16 protein-coding genes and 4 pseudogenes are annotated in these 22591 nt (G+C 63.1%); 11 read left to right on the plus strand and 9 right to left on the minus strand.

The genetic code is table 11. The annotated features are described in order from the left end of the window. Positions 1-211 precede the first annotated feature (211 nt). Positions 212-996, plus strand: a pseudogene (locus AB8Z38_RS30145) (outer membrane protein). Between the two features lie 1300 nt (positions 997-2296). Here the strand turns inward: AB8Z38_RS30145 and AB8Z38_RS30150 are convergent. Further along, complete coding sequence (locus AB8Z38_RS30150) at positions 2297-2626, minus strand: hypothetical protein (RefSeq protein WP_369721278.1); 330 nt, start codon at positions 2624-2626, stop codon at positions 2297-2299. A 136-nt stretch (positions 2627-2762) separates the two neighbouring features. Here AB8Z38_RS30150 and AB8Z38_RS30155 point away from each other — a divergent pair, with 136 nt between their 5' ends. Continuing rightward, entirely contained in the window at positions 2763-3758 is a 996-nt protein-coding gene (locus AB8Z38_RS30155) for a reverse transcriptase domain-containing protein (protein WP_369721279.1), read from the plus strand. A 611-nt stretch (positions 3759-4369) separates the two neighbouring features. On the opposite strand, the gene AB8Z38_RS30160 is transcribed toward AB8Z38_RS30155, so the two are convergent. From AB8Z38_RS30160 to ligD (AB8Z38_RS30170), 3 genes are read right to left on the minus strand one after another with little or no spacing between them, the layout of a single operon-like run. Next, positions 4370-4828 (minus strand): type II toxin-antitoxin system VapC family toxin, encoded by a 459-nt coding sequence (locus tag AB8Z38_RS30160; protein WP_369721280.1) that lies wholly within the window; start codon positions 4826-4828, stop codon positions 4370-4372. Positions 4829-4833: 5 nt separating this feature from the next. After that, positions 4834-5331, minus strand: a complete 498-nt coding sequence (locus AB8Z38_RS30165; protein ID WP_369721281.1) for a hypothetical protein — start codon at positions 5329-5331, stop codon at positions 4834-4836. 5 nt (positions 5332-5336) lie between these two features. Then, positions 5337-7154, minus strand: a complete 1818-nt coding sequence (gene ligD, locus AB8Z38_RS30170) for a DNA ligase D (protein WP_369721282.1) — start codon at positions 7152-7154, stop codon at positions 5337-5339. 239 nt (positions 7155-7393) lie between these two features. Here ligD (AB8Z38_RS30170) and AB8Z38_RS30175 point away from each other — a divergent pair, with 239 nt between their 5' ends. From AB8Z38_RS30175 to AB8Z38_RS30185, 3 genes are all read left to right on the plus strand, one after another. Beyond that, positions 7394-8443: a glycosyltransferase family 4 protein gene (locus AB8Z38_RS30175; RefSeq protein ID WP_369721283.1), complete on the plus strand. Its 1050-nt coding sequence runs from the start codon at positions 7394-7396 to the stop codon at positions 8441-8443. Positions 8444-8559: 116 nt separating this feature from the next. Further along, on the plus strand, positions 8560-8745 hold the full coding sequence (locus tag AB8Z38_RS30180; protein WP_369721284.1) for a DUF3606 domain-containing protein: 186 nt from the start codon (positions 8560-8562) through the stop codon (positions 8743-8745). Between the two features lie 33 nt (positions 8746-8778). Further along, a complete protein-coding gene (locus AB8Z38_RS30185; protein ID WP_369721285.1) occupies positions 8779-9177 on the plus strand; it encodes a low affinity iron permease family protein in 399 nt (132 codons plus the stop codon). 131 nt (positions 9178-9308) lie between these two features. On the opposite strand, the gene AB8Z38_RS30190 is transcribed toward AB8Z38_RS30185, so the two are convergent. Then, positions 9309-10934, minus strand: coding sequence for an alpha-amylase family protein (locus AB8Z38_RS30190; protein WP_369721286.1), 1626 nt, complete (start codon positions 10932-10934; stop codon positions 9309-9311). Positions 10935-11517: 583 nt separating this feature from the next. On the opposite strand from AB8Z38_RS30190, the gene AB8Z38_RS30195 reads away from it, so the two are divergent. The 5 genes and pseudogenes from AB8Z38_RS30195 (at position 11518) to AB8Z38_RS30215 (ending at position 16138) form a co-directional block, all read left to right on the plus strand. Further along, positions 11518-11682, plus strand: coding sequence for a hypothetical protein (locus AB8Z38_RS30195; RefSeq protein WP_369721287.1), 165 nt, complete (start codon positions 11518-11520; stop codon positions 11680-11682). Positions 11683-11770: 88 nt separating this feature from the next. Next, the gene (locus AB8Z38_RS30200) at positions 11771-12226 is read left to right on the plus strand and encodes a hypothetical protein (protein ID WP_369721288.1); all 456 of its coding nucleotides are present in this window, start codon (positions 11771-11773) and stop codon (positions 12224-12226) included. A gap of 289 nt (positions 12227-12515) precedes the next feature. Beyond that, entirely contained in the window at positions 12516-14027 is a 1512-nt protein-coding gene (locus AB8Z38_RS30205; RefSeq protein WP_369721289.1) for a glucan biosynthesis protein G, read from the plus strand. Beyond that, positions 14015-15884: pseudogene (mdoH, locus tag AB8Z38_RS30210) on the plus strand (glucans biosynthesis glucosyltransferase MdoH); the annotation flags it as partial. The gene AB8Z38_RS30205 and the pseudogene mdoH, both read left to right, overlap by 13 nt. Before the next feature lie 110 nt (positions 15885-15994). Beyond that, positions 15995-16138 (plus strand): hypothetical protein, encoded by a 144-nt coding sequence (locus tag AB8Z38_RS30215; RefSeq protein WP_369721290.1) that lies wholly within the window; start codon positions 15995-15997, stop codon positions 16136-16138. Positions 16139-16790: 652 nt separating this feature from the next. On the opposite strand, the gene AB8Z38_RS30220 is transcribed toward AB8Z38_RS30215, so the two are convergent. Beyond that, entirely contained in the window at positions 16791-17894 is a 1104-nt protein-coding gene (locus AB8Z38_RS30220) for a DNA topoisomerase IB (RefSeq protein WP_369726643.1), read from the minus strand. A gap of 262 nt (positions 17895-18156) precedes the next feature. Here AB8Z38_RS30220 and AB8Z38_RS30225 point away from each other — a divergent pair. Next, positions 18157-18977 (plus strand): annotated as a pseudogene (locus AB8Z38_RS30225) (ribonuclease HII). A gap of 31 nt (positions 18978-19008) precedes the next feature. Here AB8Z38_RS30225 and ligD (AB8Z38_RS30230) read toward each other — a convergent pair. The 3 genes and pseudogenes from ligD (AB8Z38_RS30230) to AB8Z38_RS30240 all read right to left on the minus strand — a co-directional run bounded on the left by ligD (AB8Z38_RS30230) (position 19009) and on the right by AB8Z38_RS30240 (position 22481). Further along, the gene (gene ligD, locus AB8Z38_RS30230; protein WP_369721291.1) at positions 19009-19956 is read right to left on the minus strand and encodes a non-homologous end-joining DNA ligase; all 948 of its coding nucleotides are present in this window, start codon (positions 19954-19956) and stop codon (positions 19009-19011) included. Positions 19957-20229: 273 nt separating this feature from the next. Further along, complete coding sequence (locus tag AB8Z38_RS30235) at positions 20230-20793, minus strand: MOSC domain-containing protein (RefSeq protein WP_369721293.1); 564 nt, start codon at positions 20791-20793, stop codon at positions 20230-20232. Beyond that, positions 20793-22481, minus strand: a pseudogene (locus AB8Z38_RS30240) (helix-hairpin-helix domain-containing protein). The gene AB8Z38_RS30235 and the pseudogene AB8Z38_RS30240 overlap by 1 nt, the downstream one beginning before the upstream one ends. Positions 22482-22591 lie beyond the last annotated feature (110 nt).

The following is a 22591-nucleotide window of genomic DNA, read 5'->3' on the forward strand; positions in this document are numbered from 1 at the left end:
GGCCGAGTGACGCCGCCGCGGTGGTCATCTGCACGCTAGAGGGCATTTAGTTCCGGCATAACTGGCTAAGCCTATTTCAACAATTCCCCCCGTCTTAGCTAGCGAGTGTTGCAGGTCAGCTACAGCAACGTACACGCGCTCGAATTAGCATCGCTTGCAGGTGGGCAACGCACCGATTCAATTTAACTCGTTTTTGTGGGGAGACACTCGCATGCAGAAGCTTTTAGCAGCCGCGACCGCAACGTTAGCTCTGGCGCTGTCGGTTCCCGCGAGCGCCGCGGATCTGGCGGCTCGTCCTTACACGAAGGCGCCGGCGCCTATGGTCGCCGCGATTTATGACTGGAGCGGCTTTTACATCGGCATCAACGGCGGTGGCGGCTCGAGCCACAAATGCTGGGACTTCGTGACGCCGGTGACCGGCGTTCTGGTCGGCGAAGGCTGTCACAACGCCACGGGCGGCACGGTTGGCGGCCAGATCGGCTATCGCTGGCAATCGGCCAGTTGGGTGTTCGGCGTCGAAGGTCAGGGCAACTGGGCCGACTTCCGGGGCGATAACGTGAGCACGCTCTTCCCGGGCACCGCCCTGGTCACGGGTGATCGCAACCGATCTCGCATTGATGCCTTTGGCCTCATCACGGGTCAGGTTGGTTACGCCTGGAACAACGTGCTGTTCTACGTGAAGGGCGGTGGCGCTGTGGTCGGGGACAAGTATGACGTCTTTGCCGCGGCAGGCACGCCCGGCGCGGGCACGCTACTGGCTTCGGCACGTGGGAGACTCGCTGGGGCGGGACCGTTGGTGCCGGCCTGGAATTCGGCTTCGCGCCGAACTGGTCGGTGGGCGTTGAGTACGACCACATCTTCCTCGGCGATCGCACGATCGGCTTCACCACGCCCGCGGGCGTGGCGTTCGGGAGCGACCGCATTCGCCAAGATGTCGACATGGGCCTCGTCCGCCTGAACTACAAGTTCGGTGGTCCTTTGATTGCAAAGTACTGAGTGAGCCTCGATTGAGTAAGGAAGGGCCGGCTTATAGCCGGCCCTTTTGGTTTGTGGGAGGTTCTCGGTGTGCTCACACTTTTTGGCTTAAACCATTTCAATGGGAGCCCGATTGCGTAGGCGCGGGCCTTGAGACCGTGAACTGACCGATTCAGCGCAATCGCGATCAGTTCGGGGCAAATGTTTGCCTCTGCCATCTTCCGAAAGGGATCATCCTCCGCTGGTGTCCACCGATTGCCGTGGGTAGAGCTCATCACACCAGCTTTTTGCGTATTGCTCATTTCGCCTTCAGCCCGATCTGGACCACCATTTCCCGCATTGCGAGCCGAACTGCGACCATCGAGCCAATCCGGTCTCGTGCTTCAAGGAAACCAGATCCGGAGGCGATCTTCCAGCTCCCGGCGTTTCGTTTCCGGATCAGCATACTTAATCGAGACGATGCGAGATACCATCGCGCCAGCAATCATGATCAGTGTGGCCGACACTCCGCCCAAGAAACGCCGCCAACGCCATTGCAAGACTGGCGCACCAAGTTGCTGTGGATAGGACGACGGCGCCCCTCATTGGTTCGCCTTCAGCCCCGAGCTCGAATAGATGGCGGATCGCTTGCGATCGCGATGGGACTTGGTGCGTGGCCGTCCATGCTCCGATTTCGGCGATCAGTGTTCCCACAAAGGGATCCTTGCCCGTCGCGACCCGTTGAGCAAGAGCCCGGGCTTCGTTTCGCGTATAGGCCTGAGGCAATTGGGAAGGTAACCTTCGGCCTCAGGTCTGTTGTCGCCTGAGGCCGCCTTTTTTGAAGGCCTACGTTGAATTCGCAGCGGTCCATTTCGAATAGGAACGTTTCTGCTGCCGGTGTTTTGGTGGCCATCACCGTCCGAGACCCTTGGCCGTTGCCGGTGACAGAGAGAAGCGAATGCGCTCCCGCGGCTTAGGCGAGCGTGGGATCAGTTGGAGCAGCCAATCTGCCCAAACTGCCACATGGAAATGAAGTGGACGCGGTCGGCGTTGGTTGGCTCAGAGACTATCGCGCATTTATTTCACTGCCCGAATTGCCACCGGACCAGCGAGACGACCTCCTCCATCAAGCCAACTGTCGTTCCACCTGAGAAGCTATCGAAGCCACTCAATCAAAAGGCGGCCTGACGCCGCCTCGACGGGTTGATTAGACGCGACCATGCAAGACCCTCTGGACCGGAAGACGCGGTCGTGGTCGAGTAGCTCAGCCATTTGGCTTTCGCCCTCACAGATCCGGGCGGGCGGCTTTCCCGCACCCGGCTCTTCCCGAGGGTAACCCGCGTCATATCCGAGCCGGCGCCCAAGTGCGAGTGATGCGTGGAACGGGCAGACGGAAGCGTGCCGTCAGGGCCTCGAACTCCGACCAGCCCAGGCGCCGACTTTTCTGACTGCGCCGTCTCAGACAGTGCAGCCAGCTCCGACGCACTTCGCGGTAGAAGCCGTTGAGCGCTGGATAATTGTGCGGCCTGCCATAGTAGCCGTAGTATCCACGCAGCACTGCGGCCAACCACTCGTGCTGGGTGGCCAACGACTCGTGCATGAGCCGCCAGGCTTCCTGGCGCAACGCCGTCAGCTTGCGCGTCAGGCGTTTCCCTTCCGTCTTGTGCTTCACGATAAACCGGCCGTCCCGGGTCCGCCCGAATAGTGGGTGAAGCCGAGGAAGGCGAAGGTCTCGGGTCGCCGCTCGCCGCGCCGCTGACGCGAGAGGGCCGCAAACCGACCGAACTCGATCAACCGCGTCTTGCCTCATGAAGCATCAGGCCAAAGCTGGCCAGCCGCGCCTTGAGCGCCAAGAGCATCTCCTGCGCATCCGCCTTGCTCTCGAACGCCCGAAGCAGAGAGTCCTCGTCGACGTGGTGCAGCAAGGCTGTGAACCGGGTTTGGGCAGCCTGCTTGGCCGCCCGGGGCGGAATCCTCATATGGCGCTTGATGCCTTGCACACGGCGATCATGAGCCAGCGCGTCAACTGGGTGCTCGATGCCGACATACGCAGCTTCTTCGACTCGGTCGACCACGAGTGGCTGTTGCGGATGGTGGCGCACAGGATCGCCGATCCTCGCATATTGCGGCTGATAGAGCTGTGGCTGCGGGCCGGCGTTCTTGAGAGCGGCGAGAAGCAAGAAACGGACAGGGGTACCCCGCAGGGGGCGGGCATCAGTCCGCTCCTCGCCAACATCTTTCTGCACTACATCCTCGATCTCTGGACCCATCAATGGCGCCGTCGCTGCGCACGCGGTCGCGTTGTGGTCGTGCGCTATGCGGACGACTTCGTCATGGGCTTCGAGAGCAAGGCGGATGCGCAGGAGATGCTCTTGGCACTCAAGGCGCGGCTGGCCAGCTTTGGCCTGATGCTTCATGAGGGCAAGACGCGGTTGATCGAGTTCGGTCGGTTTGCGGCCCTCTCGCGTCAGCGGCGCGGCGAGCGGCGACCCGAGACCTTCGCCTTCCTCGGCTTCACCCACTACTGCGGGCGGACCCGGGACGGCCGGTTTATCGTGAAGCACAAGACGGAAGGGAAACGCCTGACGCGCAAGCTGACGGCGTTGCGCCAGGAAGCCTGGCGGCTCATGCACGAGTCGTTGGCCACCCAGCACGAGTGGTTCGCCGCAGTGCTGCGTGGACACTACGGCTACTATGGCAGGCCGCAAAATTATTCAGCGCTCAACGGCTTCTACCGCGAAGTGCGTCGGAGCTGGCTGCACTGTCTGAGACGGCGCAGTCAGAAAAGTCGGCGCATGGGCTGATCGGAGTTCGAGGCCCTGACGGCACGCTTCCGTCTGCCCGTTCCACGCATCACTCGCACTTGGGCGCAGGCTCGGATATGACGCGGGTTACCCTCGGGAAGAGCCGGGTGCGGGAAAGCCGCCCCCGGATCTGTGAGGGCGAAAGCCAAATGGCTGAGCTACTCGACCACGATCGTCGTCACTCTGCGTTCTCCGCTCCTTAAGACACTCGATGCGCCGCCGAGATGGAAAGGGCCGCAGGATCTTTCACGGTCCTGCGGCCTCTATTTTTCCGGGAAAATTGAGTGCTTACGGAATGATCACTGCCAGCCCCGGGTAGCGCGATGATTCCAGAACTGGGTTTGCGGGTTGAGTCTCAAAACATCTGTTCCAAGGAGGAACATGGAAGACGTTGCGCTCGGGCAACAGCTTCCCGTGGTGCGGGCCGAGGGCCGCCGGCCTCGATCTTCGACAGCCGAAGGCAGACCCACTTGGCTTGCGCCCGACGCTTCGTGCTTGAACTTGCCTCCACAACGAACGCGAATGCGCGCTCCTCCCCGGCGCCGTGGCCGAGGATGTAGGGGCAGACCGTCTGGCGCGCGCCGTCATGGCTCACATGAACGGGCCGGCGTTCAAAGGAGCGCTTGTTTGAGCGCAAGGAAGGTTTGGCCGTGGCCTTCGCTCAGGATCTGGAACGGTCTCTTGCGACCGCGGCCGGGTTGGTAAGCTGCGAAGTCGGGGTTGAAGGAAGCTGCTTGGGTGATCCCGATGCGCTCCATCAGCGCAAAACTCGTCCGGTCGATGAAGGAAAAGCTCTCCTCCGGGAAATTCCTCTTGATCTCCCAAGCCGCTTCTAGATCGGCGGCAATGACGGGTTCGATCCGAACGCCGGCATCCCGCAGCCGTTCCCAGAAGATTTCCGCAAGCTCACCGTCAAACCGCGCCTTGAGGAGTTGCCACGTCTCGACCAGCACCAGGTCGGTCGTAAGGTGCCGGTCGATGCTCCGAAGGATCGACTTGGCGCGCTCATTCTGAGCATCCCGCTTGGCGGCCGCGGCAAACCATACCGTCGTGTCGACCAAGGCGCTCATGCGCGTCACTCCTGAACCGGATGCTCCCAAATCTTGCCCATTGGATCGTTATCCTCAAGCCATTTTTCCGCGGCTTTGATCGACGCAAAGAGCTTGGCCCAATCGGGGTCTCCGATCGCCCTCGACGCTGGATCGCGCGAGCAGAGCCAAACCGATCCTCGGGCCCGACCGCCTTCCACTTCGTACTCCCAGGCGACGCCTTCAGGGTCGTTTTCCTTGAACCACCTCTCGGCGACGTCGGCAGATGCAAACACCTTCACCCAGCCGGGATCCTCCATCGTGCGCGGTGCGCCGGCTTCGTCGTAGTCGAGGTACAGCCATACGGTTCTGCCCTCGCGGCGGGCTTCATCATGGCTACGGACCACCTCGTTCACCCTCTGCCGGTCGGACCGGTCTGTTTCTGGCAGCGACATCACGGCGGCGTAGAGTTCGGCAGGAATGCTGCGCCTGTCGCCGGGAGCTTTGTGGCGCCATTCCACCCATTGATCGAATGCATCCGACATCTGGCTCACCTCCTCGGCTTAACGCGGAATGGACTCTCGATGGTGAAGGCGTCCGGCGCGATCCCGCTTTCGATGCGCTTCCAGGTCACGGGCGCTGCGATCGGAAATCCCTCGCGTGCCCGCGGCGAATAGGTGCCGATCGCGGTGGTGCCGCGGCCATTGCGCAGATAATCGAGGAAGATGCGATCGCGACGCTTTGCCTGCGCAGAAAGGAGGTAGCGGTCTGGATGGCGTCCTGCGAGGGCGGAGACCAGCTGCTGCGCGACGCGATGCGCCTTGTCGTGCAGCACCGGCTGGTCCAGTGGCGCCATCAGATGAATTCCCTTGCCGCCGGTGAGCTTGGGCCAAGTCTCGAAACCCTCGCGCTGCATCACGGTGCGCAGATCGAGCGCGGTCTCGACGACCGCATCCCAGTCGACGCCCTCTCCGGGATCGAGATCAATCACGATGCGGTCGGCATGTTCGAAGTCCTCGACGGTTGCATTCCACGGGTGCAACTCGACGGCGCCGATCTCGACCAGACCGAGGAAACCATCCAGGCTGTCGACCCACAGGCGCGTTCCCTGGCCGCCCTCGCGCTTCTGAATACGGAGCTGGTGCACGGCGGCCGGAATGTCCTTCGGCAGCGGCCCCTTGTGATAGAAGGTCGTGCCGTGCACGTGGCGCACCAGTTTGAGGGGGCGATGGCCGAGGTGCGGGAGGGCTTTCTTCCATACCCGGGCCCAATAGCCGGCGAGCTCCTCCTTCGATGGCACGACCGCATCTGGCAGTAGCTGGAGGATGTTCTCTCGGGGCACGCCCAGCTTCCGCCGCCCGGCGACGGACGGCACCAGCCGCGGCGCCTTGACCTTGCGCACCGCCAGATCATCGCGAAAGCCCTTGAACACGGCTTCCCGGAGCAGGCCATCGTCGGTCAGCGCGCCATATTGGACTTCGATCTCAAGGGTCGGCTCGACCCAGGTCGCCTTCGGCTTTTTGACAGCCACATCCAGCGGAGAAGTTTTACGGATCAACGGATTCAGCCGCTCGCGCAATTCGCGCGCCGTCGTCTCGGTGTAACCGGTGCGGACCTTGCCGGCATAGAGCAGGTTGCCGTTCTCGCGCCGCCCGACGTAGAGCGAGGCCACCTTGCGCGGGTGCGCGCCGAGCTTCTCCACGAACGCGACGATCGGAAAGGTCTCGCTCTTCTTGCACTTGAGCTTGATCCAGCTCTCCTGCCGCCCCGAGCGGTACGTTTCGCCCAGCCGTTTGGCGACGATACCTTCGAGGCCCATCTTGCAGCCGTTTTCGAGAATCTGCTTCCCGTTCGCCTCAATCCCTTCGACATAGATGAAGGTTTCAGGTGCGCCCTTCAGAAGCCGCTGCAGCAAACGCTTGCGTTCCTCATAGACAACGCGGCGCAGGTCGTAGCCATCGAGGTAGAGGAGATCGAACGCGTGGTAGCGCACACGCTCGCTTTGCTTCGGACCGAGCTCTCGCCTCAGCTGCTGGAAGTCAGGCAGCCCGCCACTGCCGTAAACCACGGCCTCGCCATCGATGATGGCGCTGCTTGTTTTGAGCTTGCCCGCGTTCGCGGCGATGGACGAAAACTGTTCGGTCCAGTCCAGGCCCGTGCGCGAATAGACCTTGGCGTCGCCGTCGTGCAAATGCAGTTGCGCGCGGTATCCATCGGCCTTGATTTCGTAGACCCAGTCCTCGTCCGGCGGGGGCCTGTTCCGGAGCGTTGGGTCGCAGGGCTCGATGAAACCGGGAATCGGAGCTTCGCGGGCGCCGTGAAGGCGCGATACTCCCGAACGAGACTGACGCAACGCCACGGCACACATGCCGATTCAACACCGGCCGGAGCATTCGTTCCGTCCGGAGCCGCAATCAAGTGCGGAGGCGGAACAGGAACGAACCTCCATCGCGGCCGTTGGTCGCGATTGTTCTGCGAGGCAGCAATGACAGCGGTTTTCGCCCGAGACCAGCAAGTGCACAGGCGTGCCGAAGCGTCGGCAGAATGGCCGTTGGTCGCGGTTGGCGCCACCTCGCGCAGCCCCGAAGGCTGACGGCGGCACGGCCGATGCGGATCGCCCAAATCGCGCCGCTGGCGGAGAGCGTCCCTCCGAAGCTCTACGGCGGGACCGAACGCGTCGTCGCCTGGCTGGTGGACGAGCTTGTCGCACTCGGACATGAGGTGACGCTGTTCGCCAGCGGCGATTCCCAAACCCGCGCTCGGCTGCACCCGGTCTGGCCCCGCGCGCTGCGCCTCGGCCGTCCGCATCCGGACCCTAACGCGGTTTGCGCGATGCTGTTGGAGGCCGTCGCCGCTCATGCTCAAGAGTTCGACGTCATCCACGCTCACGTCGATTGGGCCCACTTGCCCGTGCTGGCGCGATCCGGAACGCCGTTCCTGACGACGCTGCATGGCCGGCTCGATATCCCCGCCATCGGCGAGGCGGTCCGGCAGTTTCAAGCTGCATGCTTCGTCTCGATCTCCCATAGCCAGCGGGCTCCGCTCGCAACAGCGAACTGGTGCGGTACGGTTTATCACGGCTTGCCGGCCGGTCTGTTTCGCCCCTCCTATGAACCCGGATCCTATCTCGCTTTCCTCGGGCGCCTCACGCCCGACAAGGGGCCGGACGACGCCATCCGTATCGCACGCGCGGCCGGGATGCGGCTGCGGGTCGCGGCCAAGGTGCCGAGAGGAGAGAGAGGATACTTCAGGAAGCACCTCCAGCCGGAGATCGACCGCGCAAATGTCGATCTCGTCGGCGAGGTGGACGAGCGTGGCAAGCAGCCGTTTCTGGCCGAAGCCGCGGCTCTGCTGTTTCCGATCAAATGGCCTGAGCCGTTCGGTCTCGTCATGATCGAAGCGATGGCCTGCGGCACGCCCGTGATCGCCTATCGGGCAGGGTCGGTGCCGGAGGTCGTCGAGGACGGGGTCACCGGCTTCATCGTGGACACCGAGGAGGAGGCGATCCGGGCCCTGAACAATCTGCACAGAATTGACCGACGTAAGGTTCGGGCCCGCTTCGAGGAGCGTTTCACGGCGGAGCGGATGGCCCGTGAGTACGAACGTCATTACCGCAAACTGCTCCAGGCCAGTGCAGAGGCCAGCTGCTGGCCCTGATCGACACTGCCGACGAGAGCGCCGCCCGCCGCCGAGCTCATGCGTCGCACCGTTCATATAGACCGCCGGAACTGCGACGTTTCTTCCCGCGTTGGCAAACCAGGAGGACTCTACGGATGGCAAAAGCGAAGAAGCAGACGAGGCGGGGCCGCAACCAGGATCGCGCCCGGGTCGCCGGCGGACAGGACTACGAAGTCCGATACGAAGCCGGCAAGACCGGGCGGTCCAAGGCGGCAGTGAAGAAGGCCGTGAAGAAGGTCGGCACCAGCCGCAAGAAGGTCGAGCGGCGGCTGGGGCGTTGAGTCGCCGGCCTAGGAAGCCGGAAAGATGCACAAATGCGGCAGACGCAGCACGATCCCGAGCGACATCCGCGGTTCTTCGCCTCCGCTGCCAATAAAGCTTCGCAGGCGGCTGGACGCGCATCCACCTTTGTCCTGGCTTGCGCCGCCATCGTCATCTGGGCCGCAACCGGACCTCTCTTCCGGTTTTCCGACACTTGGCAGCTCGTCATCAACACCGGCACGACTATCGTGACCTTTTTGATGGTCTTCCTGATCCAGAACTCGCAAAACCGGGACAGCGCGGCCATACAAGTGAAGTTGGACGAACTCATCCGGACCGGTACCGTCCAGAATTCTTTCGTTGGAATTGAGCATCTCTCGGCCGACGAACTGGAGGAGTTGCGGGCGCGATGCGAGGAGCGGGCTAAGGTTGTCGCGGCCGCGAGAAGGTGAGAGCAGAGTAACCCGCGCCGGCTTCGTCCAACCCGGTCACACGCGAGAATCGCTCGGCCCCGGGTGATCGCGGGCGTTAGGATCCGCATCTTTATTAACGGGTGAACGACGCATGCGCCGATGGGATCGTATTAGCTGGGGTCGATCCGGAACCATCGATAGCCATAGCCGTCGAGTTGGATCTCGCCGGCTGCAGCGCTTTTCGAAGCGTAGACTCGATTTCCGAAAAGATCGATCAGCTTGTGGCCGGTCGGAAGCTCGTTGAGTACCGTCGTGCATTCGTCGGGCCCTAGGTTGTGCAGGACAAGCACGGCCTTGTCCTCAAGCGCATAACGCTGCACCAGAACGGATGAGGGGTCTGCTTGCGGCAGGGTGTTCTCGCCCCAGCCAATTTCCGGGCAAGTTTTCCGCATCTCAACGAGCCGACGCAGCCAGTTGAAAACTGACTTCGGATCGCGCTGCTGCGCGGCGGCATTCACCTGCTTCGAACTGAATTCGCCATCGCTGATCACCGAGTGCAGCAGACGCTCGTTCGGTGCCGTCGAAAATCCGCCGTTGGGATCGTCTGTCCATTGCATGCACGTTCGGACCGGCCATCGTTCGGGCAGAGCGAGATCGTCCCCCATCCCCAATTCGTCGCCGTAGTAGATGACGGGCGTGCCCGGGAGGCTGAACAGAAGGCTGAATGCCAGTTCGATCCGCCGCCGATCATTGCCCAGCATGCCGGCCAGGCGGCGGCGAATCCCGCGTCCGTACAGCTGCATCTTCGGTTCTGGTGCAAAGGCCGCATAAACCCGATCGCGCTGCTCGGGCGGCAGCCGGCCCAGATCCAACTCGTCATGGTTGCGCAGGAACTGGGCCCACTGGGCCGATTGCGGCAGTTTCGGAAGCGTGGTCAGGCATTGCCGCAGCGGCTCGGCTTGCTCTTGCGCAAGCGACAGAAACAAATGCTGGTTGACCAGGAAGGCGAACAGCATGTGGATGCGCGAGCCGTCGCCGAAATAGCGGTTGAGCTCGGAGGCGCGCACGTTGGCTTCGGCCAGCAGCACCGCGTCGCCCTTGCGCCACGACAGGAAGTCGCGCATTTCGCCGAAGAATTCGTAGTGGCGTTTCGGGGATCGGTTCGGACGGACCTCCTCGACGACGAAAGGCGCCGCGTCGATTCGGAATCCGGATACGCCGAGCTCCAGCCAGAAGCCGAGGATCTTGAAGATTTCGTCGCGAACGGCGGGGCAGGTGATGTCGAGGTCGGGCTGATATTGGTAGAAACGGTGATAGTACCAAGCTCGCGCGCGCAGGTCGTAGGTCCAGACACTGGATTGGAAGCCCGGGAAAACAACCCCGTCTGCGCTGTTCTCTGGTTCCGTGTTCGCCCACACATAGTACTTCCGATAGGGCGAGGCAGGGTCGGTTCGCGCCTGCTGAAACCACGAGTGCTGCTCCGACGTGTGGTTGATCGGCATGTCGACGATCAGGCGCAATCCCCGCAACCTTGCCTGGTGGCTGAACTCGACGAAGTCGCCGAGCGTCCCAAGTGCCGGCGCTACGTTGTAGTAGTCGGTGACGTCGTAGCCGTGATCGAGTCCCGGACTGGGATAGAACGGAAGCAGCCAGAGGCAAGTGACTCCGAGCTGGGCGATGTGATCCAATCGCTCGATCAGCCCCGCGAAGTCGCCGATGCCGTCGCCGTTGCCGTCCTTGTACGTGGCGACGTTCAGGCTGTAGATCACGGCGTTCTTGTACCAGAGATCGAGCAATCTTCCCGTCCACAGCTGCGCCCGACAGGCTATGCAAAGGCGTCAGCGCAGTGCGCTGACGCCTTGGAACCACAACTGCTTAGCTTGCCACTTGTTCCCGGGCGGCGACCGTGCGCGCCGCGTCCGCCCCAACTGGCGCTTGTCGAGACCGAGATCAGCCGTTGCGGCTGGTCCGGTGCTGTGTGAGTTCGCTTTCAGAGTAGCGTCATGACCGCCACGACGACGACCAGGCCAGCCACGGTCACGCACCGGCATGACACCTCAAGGACTCGCATAAAGCGCTCCAGTTTGAAACGTCCTGCCCGCCCCGGAGGCTATATCGGGAACCCCGGTGCTGGAACCGAAACTTTTTCATGCCTTCATGAATTCAGCACAGGGGCTCTCGAACGCGAGGCAATAGCCAATGGCCCTTATGCCCGTAGGCGACGTGGTTCTCACCGTCGCTCTCCTGACCGTCGCCTTCCTGGGCGAGGTCGCGGTTTTCATCCTCCTCGGAATGTTTTGAGCCCGGACTGTGCCGCTGGCGCGAGCCTCGGCAGCGCACCACCTCCTTTGCAGGCTGCAGAAAACCGGAGGAGGTCGGATGTCGACTGTGGCAAAGCTACTCGCGCAGAAGCAACAGCTCATGGAGCAACTCGAGAACGATCCTGGTCCGAACGAGCGCGAAGAGATCGAGCAGATCCTCGCCAAGATCGAGACGGCGCTGAGCTTGCTCGATCCCGGCGATCCTGTGGCTGAAAGCGAGTAGCTCGAGTGCTTTCGTTGTGCCCGGGGCTTCTTGGAACGTAGTTGACCTTCGCCGCTTTTCCACGGTGATTGCTGCCAGAGGGAATGCGATGAAATCGACGGTCGTTCTCGCGTTGGCACTCGTCGCCTCGACGGCGACCGCCTCGGCGCAACCGGTGAGATGGACCAGGTACACCATTCCGCAGACCGGCACCGCGGTGGATTTCCCCTCATCGATCTTCACGGAAGAAGCCGGTCGACCCGACGGGTACGGGCAGCGATTCCGAACCGCCGACGGGCGCGCCGACCTCACCATCCAGGCCGCACCCAACGTCGCGAACGATTCACCCGCCGCGTTTCTGGCGAAGAAGCATCCGCCTTCCCGCATCCAGTACAAGCGGGTGACGCCGCGCTTCTTCGCGGTTTCCAGCTACAAGGTTTTCTACGACCGCTGCAACTTCTCGGGGCGGCTGGTCCATTGCGTGCTGATCAACTATCCCGCCGAAGAAGAGCACGCCTGGGACGACGTCGTCACCCGCATGAGCCTGTCGCTCAAGGGCAAGTAGGTCGCCACCGGGTTCTCCGAATGACGAGCTCCGCAGGTGCGCGCTCAGAGCGCGCTGAGATCGTCCGGCACGTCGCCGAATTTTCCTGCCTGCTTCCGTGCCGGTTTCGCGATGCCAAGCGCACCGCCTCTCGTCTCCCGCGTGGCTTGCCTGCCCGGTTCTCGATCGCGCGTACAGGCCGAGTCGGTCGGAGGCGTTGCGACGCCCTTGCCGTTAATAGACGGCGATGGAACTCGCGGGCCCCGCCGTCGTTGCTTGGCCGCGGCAACAGTAGCGAGTGGGAGAGCGCGTGAACCGACGCCAGCTTGTTCGAGGGTCGGCGGTGTTGCCGGCGTTACTGCTCCCTTCGCGCACCGGTTTCGCCGCCGCTGTCCCGCCGGAAGGCGCGTTCAGCCCTTCCTCCGTGAGGGACCTCGCCCGCATGTTGGCGGGCAAACCCTACGAAGCGCCGGACGAGAAGCTGCCGGGTGGCTTGAAGGATCTCGACTACGATCAGTACCGCTCGATCCGCTTCCTGCCCGAACGTGCCCTTTGGCGCGGCAAGAATCTTCCTTTCGAAGCGCAGTTCTTCCATCGCGGCTTCTTCTACAAGAACCGGGTGAATATCTTCGAGGTCGCGGACGGAAAGGCCACCGAGATCAAATACCGCAAGGAGGACTTTTCCTTCGGCGAGAAGGTCCCGGCGTTCGACGAGGCCGACCTCGGCTTTGCCGGCTTCCGTATCCACGCGCCGATCAACCGTGCGGACTATTACGACGAGGTCTGCGTCTTCCTCGGCGCGAGCTACTTCCGAGCCGTCGCCAAAGGGCAGACGTACGGGCTTTCCGCCCGGGGACTTTCGATCGATACCGGAGAACCCCAGGGCGAGGAATTTCCCGTCTTCAAGGCCTTCTGGCTCGAGCGGCCGGCGCCGGGTGCGACGTCGTTGGTGATCCATGCTCTCCTTGACAGCAAAAGCTGCGCGGCGAGCTACCGATTCACCGTGCGGCCCGGGGACACGACGGTCTTCGACGTCGAAATGTCGGTCTACCCGCGCGTCGAAATGCAGCGGGCCGGGCTCGCGCCCATGACCAGCATGTTCTTCTTCGGTCCGAACGACCGCAACGACGTCGACGATTTCCGGCCGTCCGTCCACGATTCCGACGGCCTTGCGATCTTCAATGGAAAGGGCGAAAGCCTCTGGCGGCCGCTCAGCAACCCCCGCGACCTCCAGATCAGTACCTTCCAGGACCTCAATCCGCGCGGGTTCGGCTTGATGCAGCGGGAGAGAAACTTCTTCGCCTACCAGGACATCGAATCCAGTTTCGAGAGACGGCCCAGTCTTTGGATGGAGCCGATCGGGGACTGGGGCGAGGGCGGGGTGATGCTGTTCGAGATCCCGACCAAGGAGGAGATCCACGACAATATCGCCGCATTCTGGCGGCCCAAAAGCCCGCTGCAGGCCAAGGGCGAACACAACTACACCTATCGGCTGCACTGGGGACCGGACAGCCCGAAAGCGCATTCGCTCGCCCGCTTCACGCGCACAAGCATCGGGGCCAGGGGCGAGGACGCCCGCCTCTTCGTCCTCGATCTCGTCGGCGAGAACCTGAAAGGCATCGACCCTGCGGGCGTCAAAGGCGTCGTGACGGCAGAGAAGTCCGAGGTGAAGAACATCGTCACGCAGCCCAATCCCTACACCGGTGGTTGGCGGCTGAGCTTCCAATGTCAGGTCAAGGGCGAGCCGATCGAACTGCGCGCGTTTCTGGCCGAAAGCGACAAGCCCTTGTCGGAAGTCTGGATCTATCGATGGGCGCCTTGAACCCGTCACCTAGTTCGATCGTCGGCGATATCGCGACTCAACGCCTGCTGCCGCGCGAGACCCCGCTCCCCATGGCGCCGGGCGATCTCGGGAAGAACCGCGTACCGGACCGTGTTCCTGCACCTGTCGCCACCACGATGGCTTGGCGCCGAGGCCTCATCCTCCTCGCGTCGGCCGCGCTCACAGGGGCCGGCGGGTACGAGATGTATCGCGTGCTGCAGGTCGGCGGCGTCACCGTTCTCGAAGCCATGGTGCTGGCGCTATTCCTCATCCTGCTCGCCTGGGTGGCCTTTTCCTTTGCCTCCGCGGTGGCAGGCTTCTTCGTGCTGCTGGCGCACGATCCCGACCAAGACGCCTTCGCGCCAGGTGTGGAACTGCCTGTCATCGCAGCCCGCACGGCCATGCTGCTACCCACCTACAACGAAGACCCGCACCGATTGACGGCCCGGCTTCGGGCGATCATCGAATCCTTGGAGGCGACCTCGCACGGAGAGCTGTTCGACTGGTACGTTCTGAGCGACAGCACCGATCCGGACATCTGGGTCGCCGAAGAAAAGGCGCTAGTGGCGTTGCGACAGTGCGTCGGAACAACGCGGCTGTATTATCGCCACCGGGCCGACAACAGGGCGCGCAAGGCCGGCAACATCTCCGAGTGGATCACCCGGTTCGGCGCCGTCTACGATTTCATGATCGTGCTCGATGCCGACAGTCTCATGAGCGGGGATACCATTGTCCGGTTGGTCCATGCCATGGAGACGAACCCCACCGCTGGGCTGGTCCAAACGCTTCCCATGATCGTCAACGCGCGAAGCCTGTTCAGCCGCGTCCAGCAATTCGCCGGCCGCCTGTACGGTCCGCTGATCGCCGCGGGCGTGGCCTGGTGGCACGGCTCGGAAGGCAACTACTGGGGACACAACGCGATCATCCGGGTGAGGGCGTTCGCCGAAGCGGCCGCGCTGCCGCAGCTGCGCGGGCGCAAGCCTTTTTGGCGGGCACATCTTGAGTCACGATTTCGTCGAGGCTGCGCTGATGCGGCGGGCTGGGTGGGGCATCTACATGCTGCCGATGCTCGGGGGCAGCTACGAAGAGGTGCCGCCCTCGCTGCTCGATTTCGCGGCGCGCGACCGACGCTGGTGTCAGGGCAATCTTCAGCATCTGGCCGTGGTCCCTACGCGGGGTCTCCACTGGTTGTCGCGCCTGCATTTCATGGTGGGTATCGGGGCCTATCTGACGGCGCCGCTATGGCTGCTATTCCTGCTGCTGGGAATGCTGACCTCGCTGCAGGCCCGCTTCGTGCGTCCGGAATATTTCCCCAAGGGCTTCTCCTTGTTTCCGACCTGGCCGGCCCAGGATCCCGTGCTCGCCATCTGGGTTTTCGTCGCCACCATGGGCCTGTTGCTGTTGCCGAAGCTGCTCAGCTTGGTCCTCGTCTGGATGCGGCGATCGGCGCGCAGGCAATTCGGCGGCGCGTTGCGTACCGCGGCCGGGGTTCTGGCCGAGGTTGTCGTGTCCGCACTGATGGCGCCTGTGATGATGATCTTCCAGTCGATCGCAGTCCTCGAGATCTTGGCCGGCCGCGATGCGGGCTGGCAGACGCAAAGGCGCGACGACGGCACGGTGGAGCGCCGCGAGCTTTATCGTAAGTACGGCGTCCCGACCTTCTGCGGGGTCGCCATGGCCGCGAGCGCCTTCGCCGTTTCGCTGCCCCTTCTGCTCTGGATGTCGCCGGTCATCATTGGGCTGCTGTTCGCCGTTCCCATAGGCGCACTCACCGCCAGCCCCACGTCCGGCCAATTGTTTGCCACGCCGGAAGATCGAGAGCCGCCTCCGGTCCTGCGTCGGGCGAACGAATTGAGCGCGTCCGCGGACACAGGGGGCAAACCGGCCTTGCTGGAGTTGCGCGAAGACGCCGCGCTCTTGGCCTTCCACCTCGCGCAGCTGCCCCTCCCCGCGCCGCGCGCCCCGACATGATCGATCCGAACCTGGCGGTCGGCCGCGCCAAGATCGATGCGAGCGACACTTTCGAGCAAGCCTTAGCTCATTTTTCGCCCCGGGAGGTTTTCTCGATCTTGCACGACGGTTCGGTGCTGTCGGCGCTGATGCAGAAGTGAATGAATACTGCTGGCTGCTTCAGAAGAGCGAGACCGCGCGGAGCGGCGCCCCATAATTCAGCCACTGCAGCGACGACAAACAAAAAATGAGCGTGGAAGCCGCCCGAGCGTTCGCTTCACGGCGTTTCCAAGCCAGACGGCCGAAGGCCCCAGCTCTGGGGGGCTAGGGGGCTTTGAGCTGGGGCCAGTTCGGGGTCGCCCCTTGGGGCAGGGGCATCGGGAAAACTTGGTACTCCCGCAGTCGTTCCTCTGAGCGCAACGAAGTTTTTGGACCCGGCCGCCCGGCGAGCAGAGGTCGCGGCCGCGCGTCATCGGGTGGGTAGCTTGCCCAGTGGCGGCCTTTTTGAGGGCATTCCGCTCTCGGAAGAGATCATCGACTTTGGCTCGCATCCGGCCTAGCAGCAATTCGGCCGAAGCGGTCGCGATGCCGGCCCGCTGCAGCATCCGGATCTCGCGCTCCTGCGCGCGGAGCTGGCCGCGCATGCGTGCGATCTTGTGAATGCTGATCGAAAAATAACCCCCATCGGCGTCTTGGGGACCCCCTTCAAGTCATTGATTGCATTGAACCTGATCCATTGGACCCCCGCGCTGATAAGCGTCGAGACCCCGCGCCGAAACACAGACGCAGGCGTCCAGGGACTGGTACGCGAGGCTAGGCGGGGGTTTTCAGAGAATCGAGACGCTTGCGGAGAAATGCCAGCACCACGATCTCGTGGGAAGTGAGCTTGGCGTACTGGCGCTTGAACTTCTGCGCGATCCTGGCCTCAATCATTTTCACGAGGTCACCCGACACGTACGCGTTCAGGACTTCCGGGTGCACGTAGCACTTGCGGCAGATGGCCGGTGTGTTGCCAAGCTGTTTCGAGACGCGTTCGATCGCGGCGACGACGTTGCGCTTCGCCTCGGCCTGGCTGTCGTAGTTCTCGAATTCGGCAAGCGCCAACACTGCCAGAACGGTTCCCGCCCAAGTCCGAAAATCCTTGGCGCTGAAGTCCTCGCCCGTGATGTCCTTGATGTAGGCGTTGACGTCGCCGGAATCGACGGTGCGGGGCTGTCCGTCGTCGTCCAGGTACTTGAAGAGTTCGTGTCCCGGAATCTCCGCGCAGCGCTTCACGATCGCGGCTATCCGCTTGTCCTCGACGCGAAGCTTCCAATGTTTGCCCGACTTGCCCGTGAAGTCGAAACGAAGGACCCCGCGCCCGACCTCGACGTGCTTGCGGCGCATCGTGGTGAGCCCGTAGGACTTGTTTTTCTCGGCATACTCGGCATTGCCGACCCGGATCAATGTCTTCTCCAGAAGACTGACGATCGTGGCCAGCACCTTCTCGCGGGGCAGTCCGTCCCGCTTCATGTCGGCGGCGACCCGCTCCCGCAAGCCGGGCAGCGCGGCAGCGAACAGGATGATATGCTCATACTTGTTCTGGTCTCGGAGCTCGCGCCACTTCGGATGGTAGCGATACTGCTTGCGACCCCGCGCATCGAGCCCGGTTGCCTGGATGTGGCCGTTCGACGACGGGCAGATCCACACGGACTCGTATGCCGGAGGGATGCCGATTGATTTGATGCGTCGGATGACGGCGGCATCGATGATGCGCTTGCCGTCCTTGTCATAGTAGCTGAAAGTGGTTCCCGTCCTCTTGCGCGTGTACCCCGGAGCGGAGTCGCTGACGTACCGGAGGCCTTCTTCCGCGATGGTGGCCGCGACCTCGGTAGTGCGGTCCAGAACCTCTTCTTCGTTGCTGGTTTGTCGGAGCATCGGCCGGTCCCTTCGGAAGCACCCTGGGACCGAGGCTCCACTCTTTCTAAAGGGATGAAGACACCGGTTGGTTCCGCTCGGAGGTCGGTGGACGCGAGGTGAAATGGGGAGGCCGCGCAGAATATCGGGACCTCTGATGAGAGCCGGGCCGGTTCCTTTCGACAAGGCGCTGCGCAGTCGATAAGGGCGGGATGGTTTAACTTCAGACAATCGCCACAAAGTTTGCCGACACGCTCCAAAGTCAGTCTTCACGAAGGCCGCTATGCCCAAGTATTCACTAGACGTACTGCGTCAGCGCTATGTCGTCGAGAAAAGACCACTTGAGGCCAACATCGAGCAGATCTTGCGGGCCGACGCCCGCGCGGGAGCCCGTGCCATCCTCGCCTCAATCGATAAACGGCGCTCCGAAAATAGGTCCGAAGGGCAGCGCCTCCGTAAGATGCTCCGCTTCGAGACCCTCTCTGGGAGAGCGGCCAACATGCCGTGGCAGGCGTGGACGAGGCCGGAATGAGCCCTCTCGCAGGGCCAGTCTCCGCTGGCGCCGTGATCCTGAAGCCCGGCACGCGGATAATCGGAATCGACGACTCGAAGAAACTCGACGCCACCGCTCGCGAAGAACTCGCGAAGGAAATCAAGCAAAAGGCAGAGAGTTGGTGTGTGGCATTCGTCGAGGTCGAGGAGATCGACGAAATCAACATCTATTGGGCAGGCATCCAGGCTATGCAGCGTGCGGTCCGGGGCCTAGGGTTGACGCCGCAGCACTTGCTGATCGATGCGAAGCGGTTGAAGGAAATCGACATCCCTCAGCAGTCTATCATTAAAGGTGACGCCAAGTCCGCCAGCATTGCGGCCGCCTCCATCCTCGCGAAAGTCGAGCGCGACACCCGAATGCGGAGACTCGACGAGCGTCACCCCGGCTACGGATTCGCGGATCACAAGGGCTACCCGGTGCCGGCTCATTATGAGGCGCTCGCCAGGCTTGGTGCATGCGCAGCCCACCGGAGGTCGTTCGGACCTGTACGCAAGGCTCTCGGGTTGCCGCTCCTGCCGCCGTGGCCTTCGGCGTCCGAGCGCGCCACCTGAACTCCAGATCGAACGCTTCGTCTCGGCGGCATTATTTTCGCGACCACTTCTTTTCGCGAACGACGTCCTTGGCGTTTTTGTCGGACCTCAGGCCGAGGTAGACTGGCTGGCGCAGCTCGCCCTTGCTGGTCCACTCCGCGAATTTCACTTCCGCGACCAGCAAAGGACGCACCCAGGTCGTAACCCGCTCATCCTTCACCTTGCCAGGGAATGGCGACTTGGCTGTCTTGAGCCTCACGAGCTTCCTGTGAAGCTCTTCGAGAACTTGGTGGCTGAACCCGGTGCCGACGTGGCCGATGTACCGCCACGCATCGTCTTCGCGTACCGCCAGCACGAGGGCACCGAAGAAGGGCCGGGTTCGCCTCGGCGCCGTGGAACCGGCGATCACTACCTCCTGCCGCTGCGCGGTTTTCACCTTCAGCCAATCGGCGGTCCGGCGTCCGGATGCGTACGGGCTATCGGCGCGCTTGGCCATGATGCCTTCGAGATGTCTCAGCTCGGCTTCTGCAAAGAACTTTGTGCCGCTACCTTTGCGGTGGTTGCTGTACGCGATCAGCTTGTGGCGCGGCAGGATGGCCTTGAGCCGCTTCTTGCGCTCGAGAAGGGGCAGCACACGCAGGTCCTCGCCGTCCGCGAACATGAGGTCGAACGCGCAGTACAAAAGCTTGGCCTCGTGGCGCAAGGCGTTTTGAAGCAACTGGAAATGGGATACACCGTCCTTCCCGATCGCAACGAGTTCGCCATCGATCACGGCGTCCGCCTTCACTCCCTCAAGTGCTTTAGCGACCTCGAGATAGGAGTGGCTGATGATCTTCCCGTTGCGGCTGTAGAGCACCACGCGACCGCCTCGGATTTCCGAGACCATGCGGAAACCATCGAATTTGTCCTCGAAGACCCAATCGGGATCATCGAACGGCGCATCCGTGAGCGTGGCCAACATGGGCTGCAGGCGATAAGGCAGGGTCGATTTGCGGGCCATGGCTGAACGACGGGGTGACGGAGGGTAGGAACGAGGAGGATGCATCGTCAGTTCCGTCCGGCAAACTGAAGGCTTCGGCGGCCCCGCGCTTGCGTCGATAACCTCCCAGTCGGGGCGGTCATCGTGGGTGCTCGATGCCTAGCACGATCATCGGCGGCTCAACGGCCGCCACACCTGCTGAAGATCCACGCGCCGATCAAGGAGCATATCGATCTGCTGGTGAAGTCCTAGGCCGCGGTCGGATATCGGCCGCCGACTTGCGTACGGGCCTCTCTACAGACCCGGCAAGGCACGAAAAGAAGATGACGGGAGCCGAACCAGCGCGCTATCACCAGCCGCGACCGCTCCGCCGGCCCTGACCACGCCCAGCACCCCACATCTGAATGGAGGGCCCGTTTCCGCCCACGAGAGCACCTGCCGTTTTAAGCCGGCCCGGAAGCGGTCGATGAGGACACAGGGCGTCCGGAGGCCGGTCAGCTCCACGATCGCCGCGGGTCCAAGTTCGACGAGCGTCCCGAGCGGCATCCGCTCGAGGTCCAGGCCGGCGGCAGTGATGTTCTCGCCCAGATCCCCGGCTCCGACCTCGAAGCCAATTTCAAGGAGGGACGAGAAGAGCTCGGATGGGATCAGGTGAACCTGCCGGAGATTCGGTAGGCGCGGCTTGCGGCGGGCGAGATAGCGGTGCTGGACGAATGCGCCGGCGTGGGCGTCGCCTTCGACGCCACGGCCTTCCACCAGCACGATCCGATCTTGGGGCGGTTTCCTGAAGTGGTGACCGCGATCGGCGGCGACCGCGACCACGGCGCCTTGCATCGCGAGCGCGTGCGCCGGCGGCATCAGGCGGCCCGGGCGAACGAGCGACGCTTCTGGCGGAGGTAGCGCGTGATCTCCGGCAGCGTCATCGCGTTCAGGACCCGCTCCGGTGGCACGCCGCCCTTCCGGGCCATCTCGACACCCCAGTGCATGTGATCGAGCTCGGCGATCGAGTGCGCGTCCGGATTGATGCTCAGCATGCAGCCGAACTCAAGGGCGGCCTGGTGCCAGCGCCAGTCCAGGTCGAGGCGCCACGGGTGGGCGTTGATCTCGACGACGACGTCATGCTTGGCGCAGGCGCGCAGCACCTTCTCGACGTCGATTTCGTAGCCCGGCCGCCGCTGCAACTGCCGCCCGGTCATGTGGCCGATGACGGTGGTGTGAGGATCGGAGATGGCCCGAAGCAGGCGCTGCGTCTGTGCCTTGCGGTCGAGTTTGAAGCGGCCGTGGATGCTCGCGACCACGAAGTCGAAGCGCTGCAGCACGTCGTCCGCATAGTCCAGCGAGCCGTCGGCCAGAATGTCGGACTCGATGCCTTTCAGGATCCGGAAATCCTTGCCGAAGCGCTTGTTCAGCCGGTCTGCCTCTCGGTGCTGCTGGGCTATCTCTTCCACCGAGAGACCGCCGGCGTAGTGCGCCGACTTGGAATGGTCGGCGACCCCGAAATATTCGAAACCGCGCTGGAGCGTGGCCTTGGCCATCGCCTCCAGGGTCTCGGTGCCGTCGGAGGCATCCGTGTGGCAGTGAAGGACTCCGCGGAGGTCGTTGTCGGTGACGAGCTTCGGCAGCTTGCCCTTCAAAGCCAGCTTGATTTCGTCGCGGCCTTCCCGGAGCTCCGGATCGATGAAGGGCAGACCGAGCGCGCGATAGATCTCGGTCTCGTCGCCGGCGATCAGGGTGCGGCCCTTGTGCAAGCCGTCGGCCTCCAACCGCATCTCTTTCTCGACGGCTAACGTCCGGAGCTGCTCGATGTGAGCGGCCGAGCCGGTCGCGAAGAGAGAAGAGAAGAGTGGCGCCGAAGTGGCTGCGATCGGATAAGCGGATCTGCAGCCCGTCCGCCGCTGAGGCCTTCGACGTCTTGTCCGCCTTGGCAGTCTCGGCAACGATCGTGAGCTCGCCCACCAATTCGCAGCCACGGCGGAAGTCGCCTGCGATCGTCACGCGCTTGAGCTCTGGACGGGCCCTGCGAAGCGAATCCTTGGCGTGCGCGAGCAGGGCGGCCGCACGATGCAGATGGAGGCGACCTTCTCCGCTTTTCGCGATGGCCAGGTTCTGCAGAATCTTGGTCTGCAGCGCCGCGCCGAGGCCTTTGGCCTTCTTGATGCGCTCGTCCTTGGCGGCGGCCTCCAACTCCGCGAGCGAAGTGATGCCGAGATCCTTGTAGAGCCGCAGCACCTTCTCGGGGCGGAGGCCGGGAACGGCGAGCATCTCGAGCACGCCCTCGGGTATCTCCTTCCGGAGCTTCTCGAGGCTGGGATGAGAGCCCGTCTTGTGAAGCTTGACGATAATGTCGGCGATCGCCTCGCCGACGCCGGGGATTTCCGTGAGCCGGTCTTCGGCGATGAGCACGTCCAGAGGGACGGCAAGGGCCGCCAGGCTGTCTGGGCGCGCGCATAGGCTTTGGCCCTGTAGGGATTGCCGCCACGCAAGGCAGTGCGCTGCGCGTATTCTCGCAGGAGACTTGCCACAGTGCGAGCATCGAGGGCAGGCACTCAACGAGCCTTCCGTTCCGCGCCCGGCCTCACTGGAGCGAATGCTCCTTGAGCGGGTGCGCCGTCATCGCGCCGGCGATCGAGAGATGCCTCAAGTTTCTGCCCTGCCC

Origin of the sequence: Bradyrhizobium sp. LLZ17 (assembly GCF_041200145.1) — a bacterium.
In the GTDB taxonomy this organism is placed as follows: Bacteria; Pseudomonadota; Alphaproteobacteria; order Rhizobiales; family Xanthobacteraceae; genus Bradyrhizobium.

Coding starts and splice junctions, on each gene's coding strand:
- AB8Z38_RS30195 (WP_369721287.1), top strand. CDS start 11,518: ATGTCGACTGTGGCAAAGCTACTCGCGCAGAAGCAACAGCTCATGGAG.
- AB8Z38_RS30220 (WP_369726643.1), bottom strand. CDS start 17,894: ATGCTCCGACAAACCAGCAACGAAGAAGAGGTTCTGGACCGCACTACC.
- AB8Z38_RS30175 (WP_369721283.1), top strand. CDS start 7,394: ATGCGGATCGCCCAAATCGCGCCGCTGGCGGAGAGCGTCCCTCCGAAG.
- AB8Z38_RS30165 (WP_369721281.1), bottom strand. CDS start 5,331: ATGTCGGATGCATTCGATCAATGGGTGGAATGGCGCCACAAAGCTCCC.
- AB8Z38_RS30160 (WP_369721280.1), bottom strand. CDS start 4,828: ATGAGCGCCTTGGTCGACACGACGGTATGGTTTGCCGCGGCCGCCAAG.
- ligD (WP_369721282.1), bottom strand. CDS start 7,154: ATGTGTGCCGTGGCGTTGCGTCAGTCTCGTTCGGGAGTATCGCGCCTT.
- AB8Z38_RS30235 (WP_369721293.1), bottom strand. CDS start 20,793: ATGCCGCCGGCGCACGCGCTCGCGATGCAAGGCGCCGTGGTCGCGGTC.
- AB8Z38_RS30215 (WP_369721290.1), top strand. CDS start 15,995: ATGATCGATCCGAACCTGGCGGTCGGCCGCGCCAAGATCGATGCGAGC.
- AB8Z38_RS30200 (WP_369721288.1), top strand. CDS start 11,771: ATGAAATCGACGGTCGTTCTCGCGTTGGCACTCGTCGCCTCGACGGCG.
- AB8Z38_RS30155 (WP_369721279.1), top strand. CDS start 2,763: ATGAAGCATCAGGCCAAAGCTGGCCAGCCGCGCCTTGAGCGCCAAGAG.
- ligD (WP_369721291.1), bottom strand. CDS start 19,956: ATGGCCCGCAAATCGACCCTGCCTTATCGCCTGCAGCCCATGTTGGCC.
- AB8Z38_RS30180 (WP_369721284.1), top strand. CDS start 8,560: ATGGCAAAAGCGAAGAAGCAGACGAGGCGGGGCCGCAACCAGGATCGC.
- AB8Z38_RS30185 (WP_369721285.1), top strand. CDS start 8,779: ATGCGGCAGACGCAGCACGATCCCGAGCGACATCCGCGGTTCTTCGCC.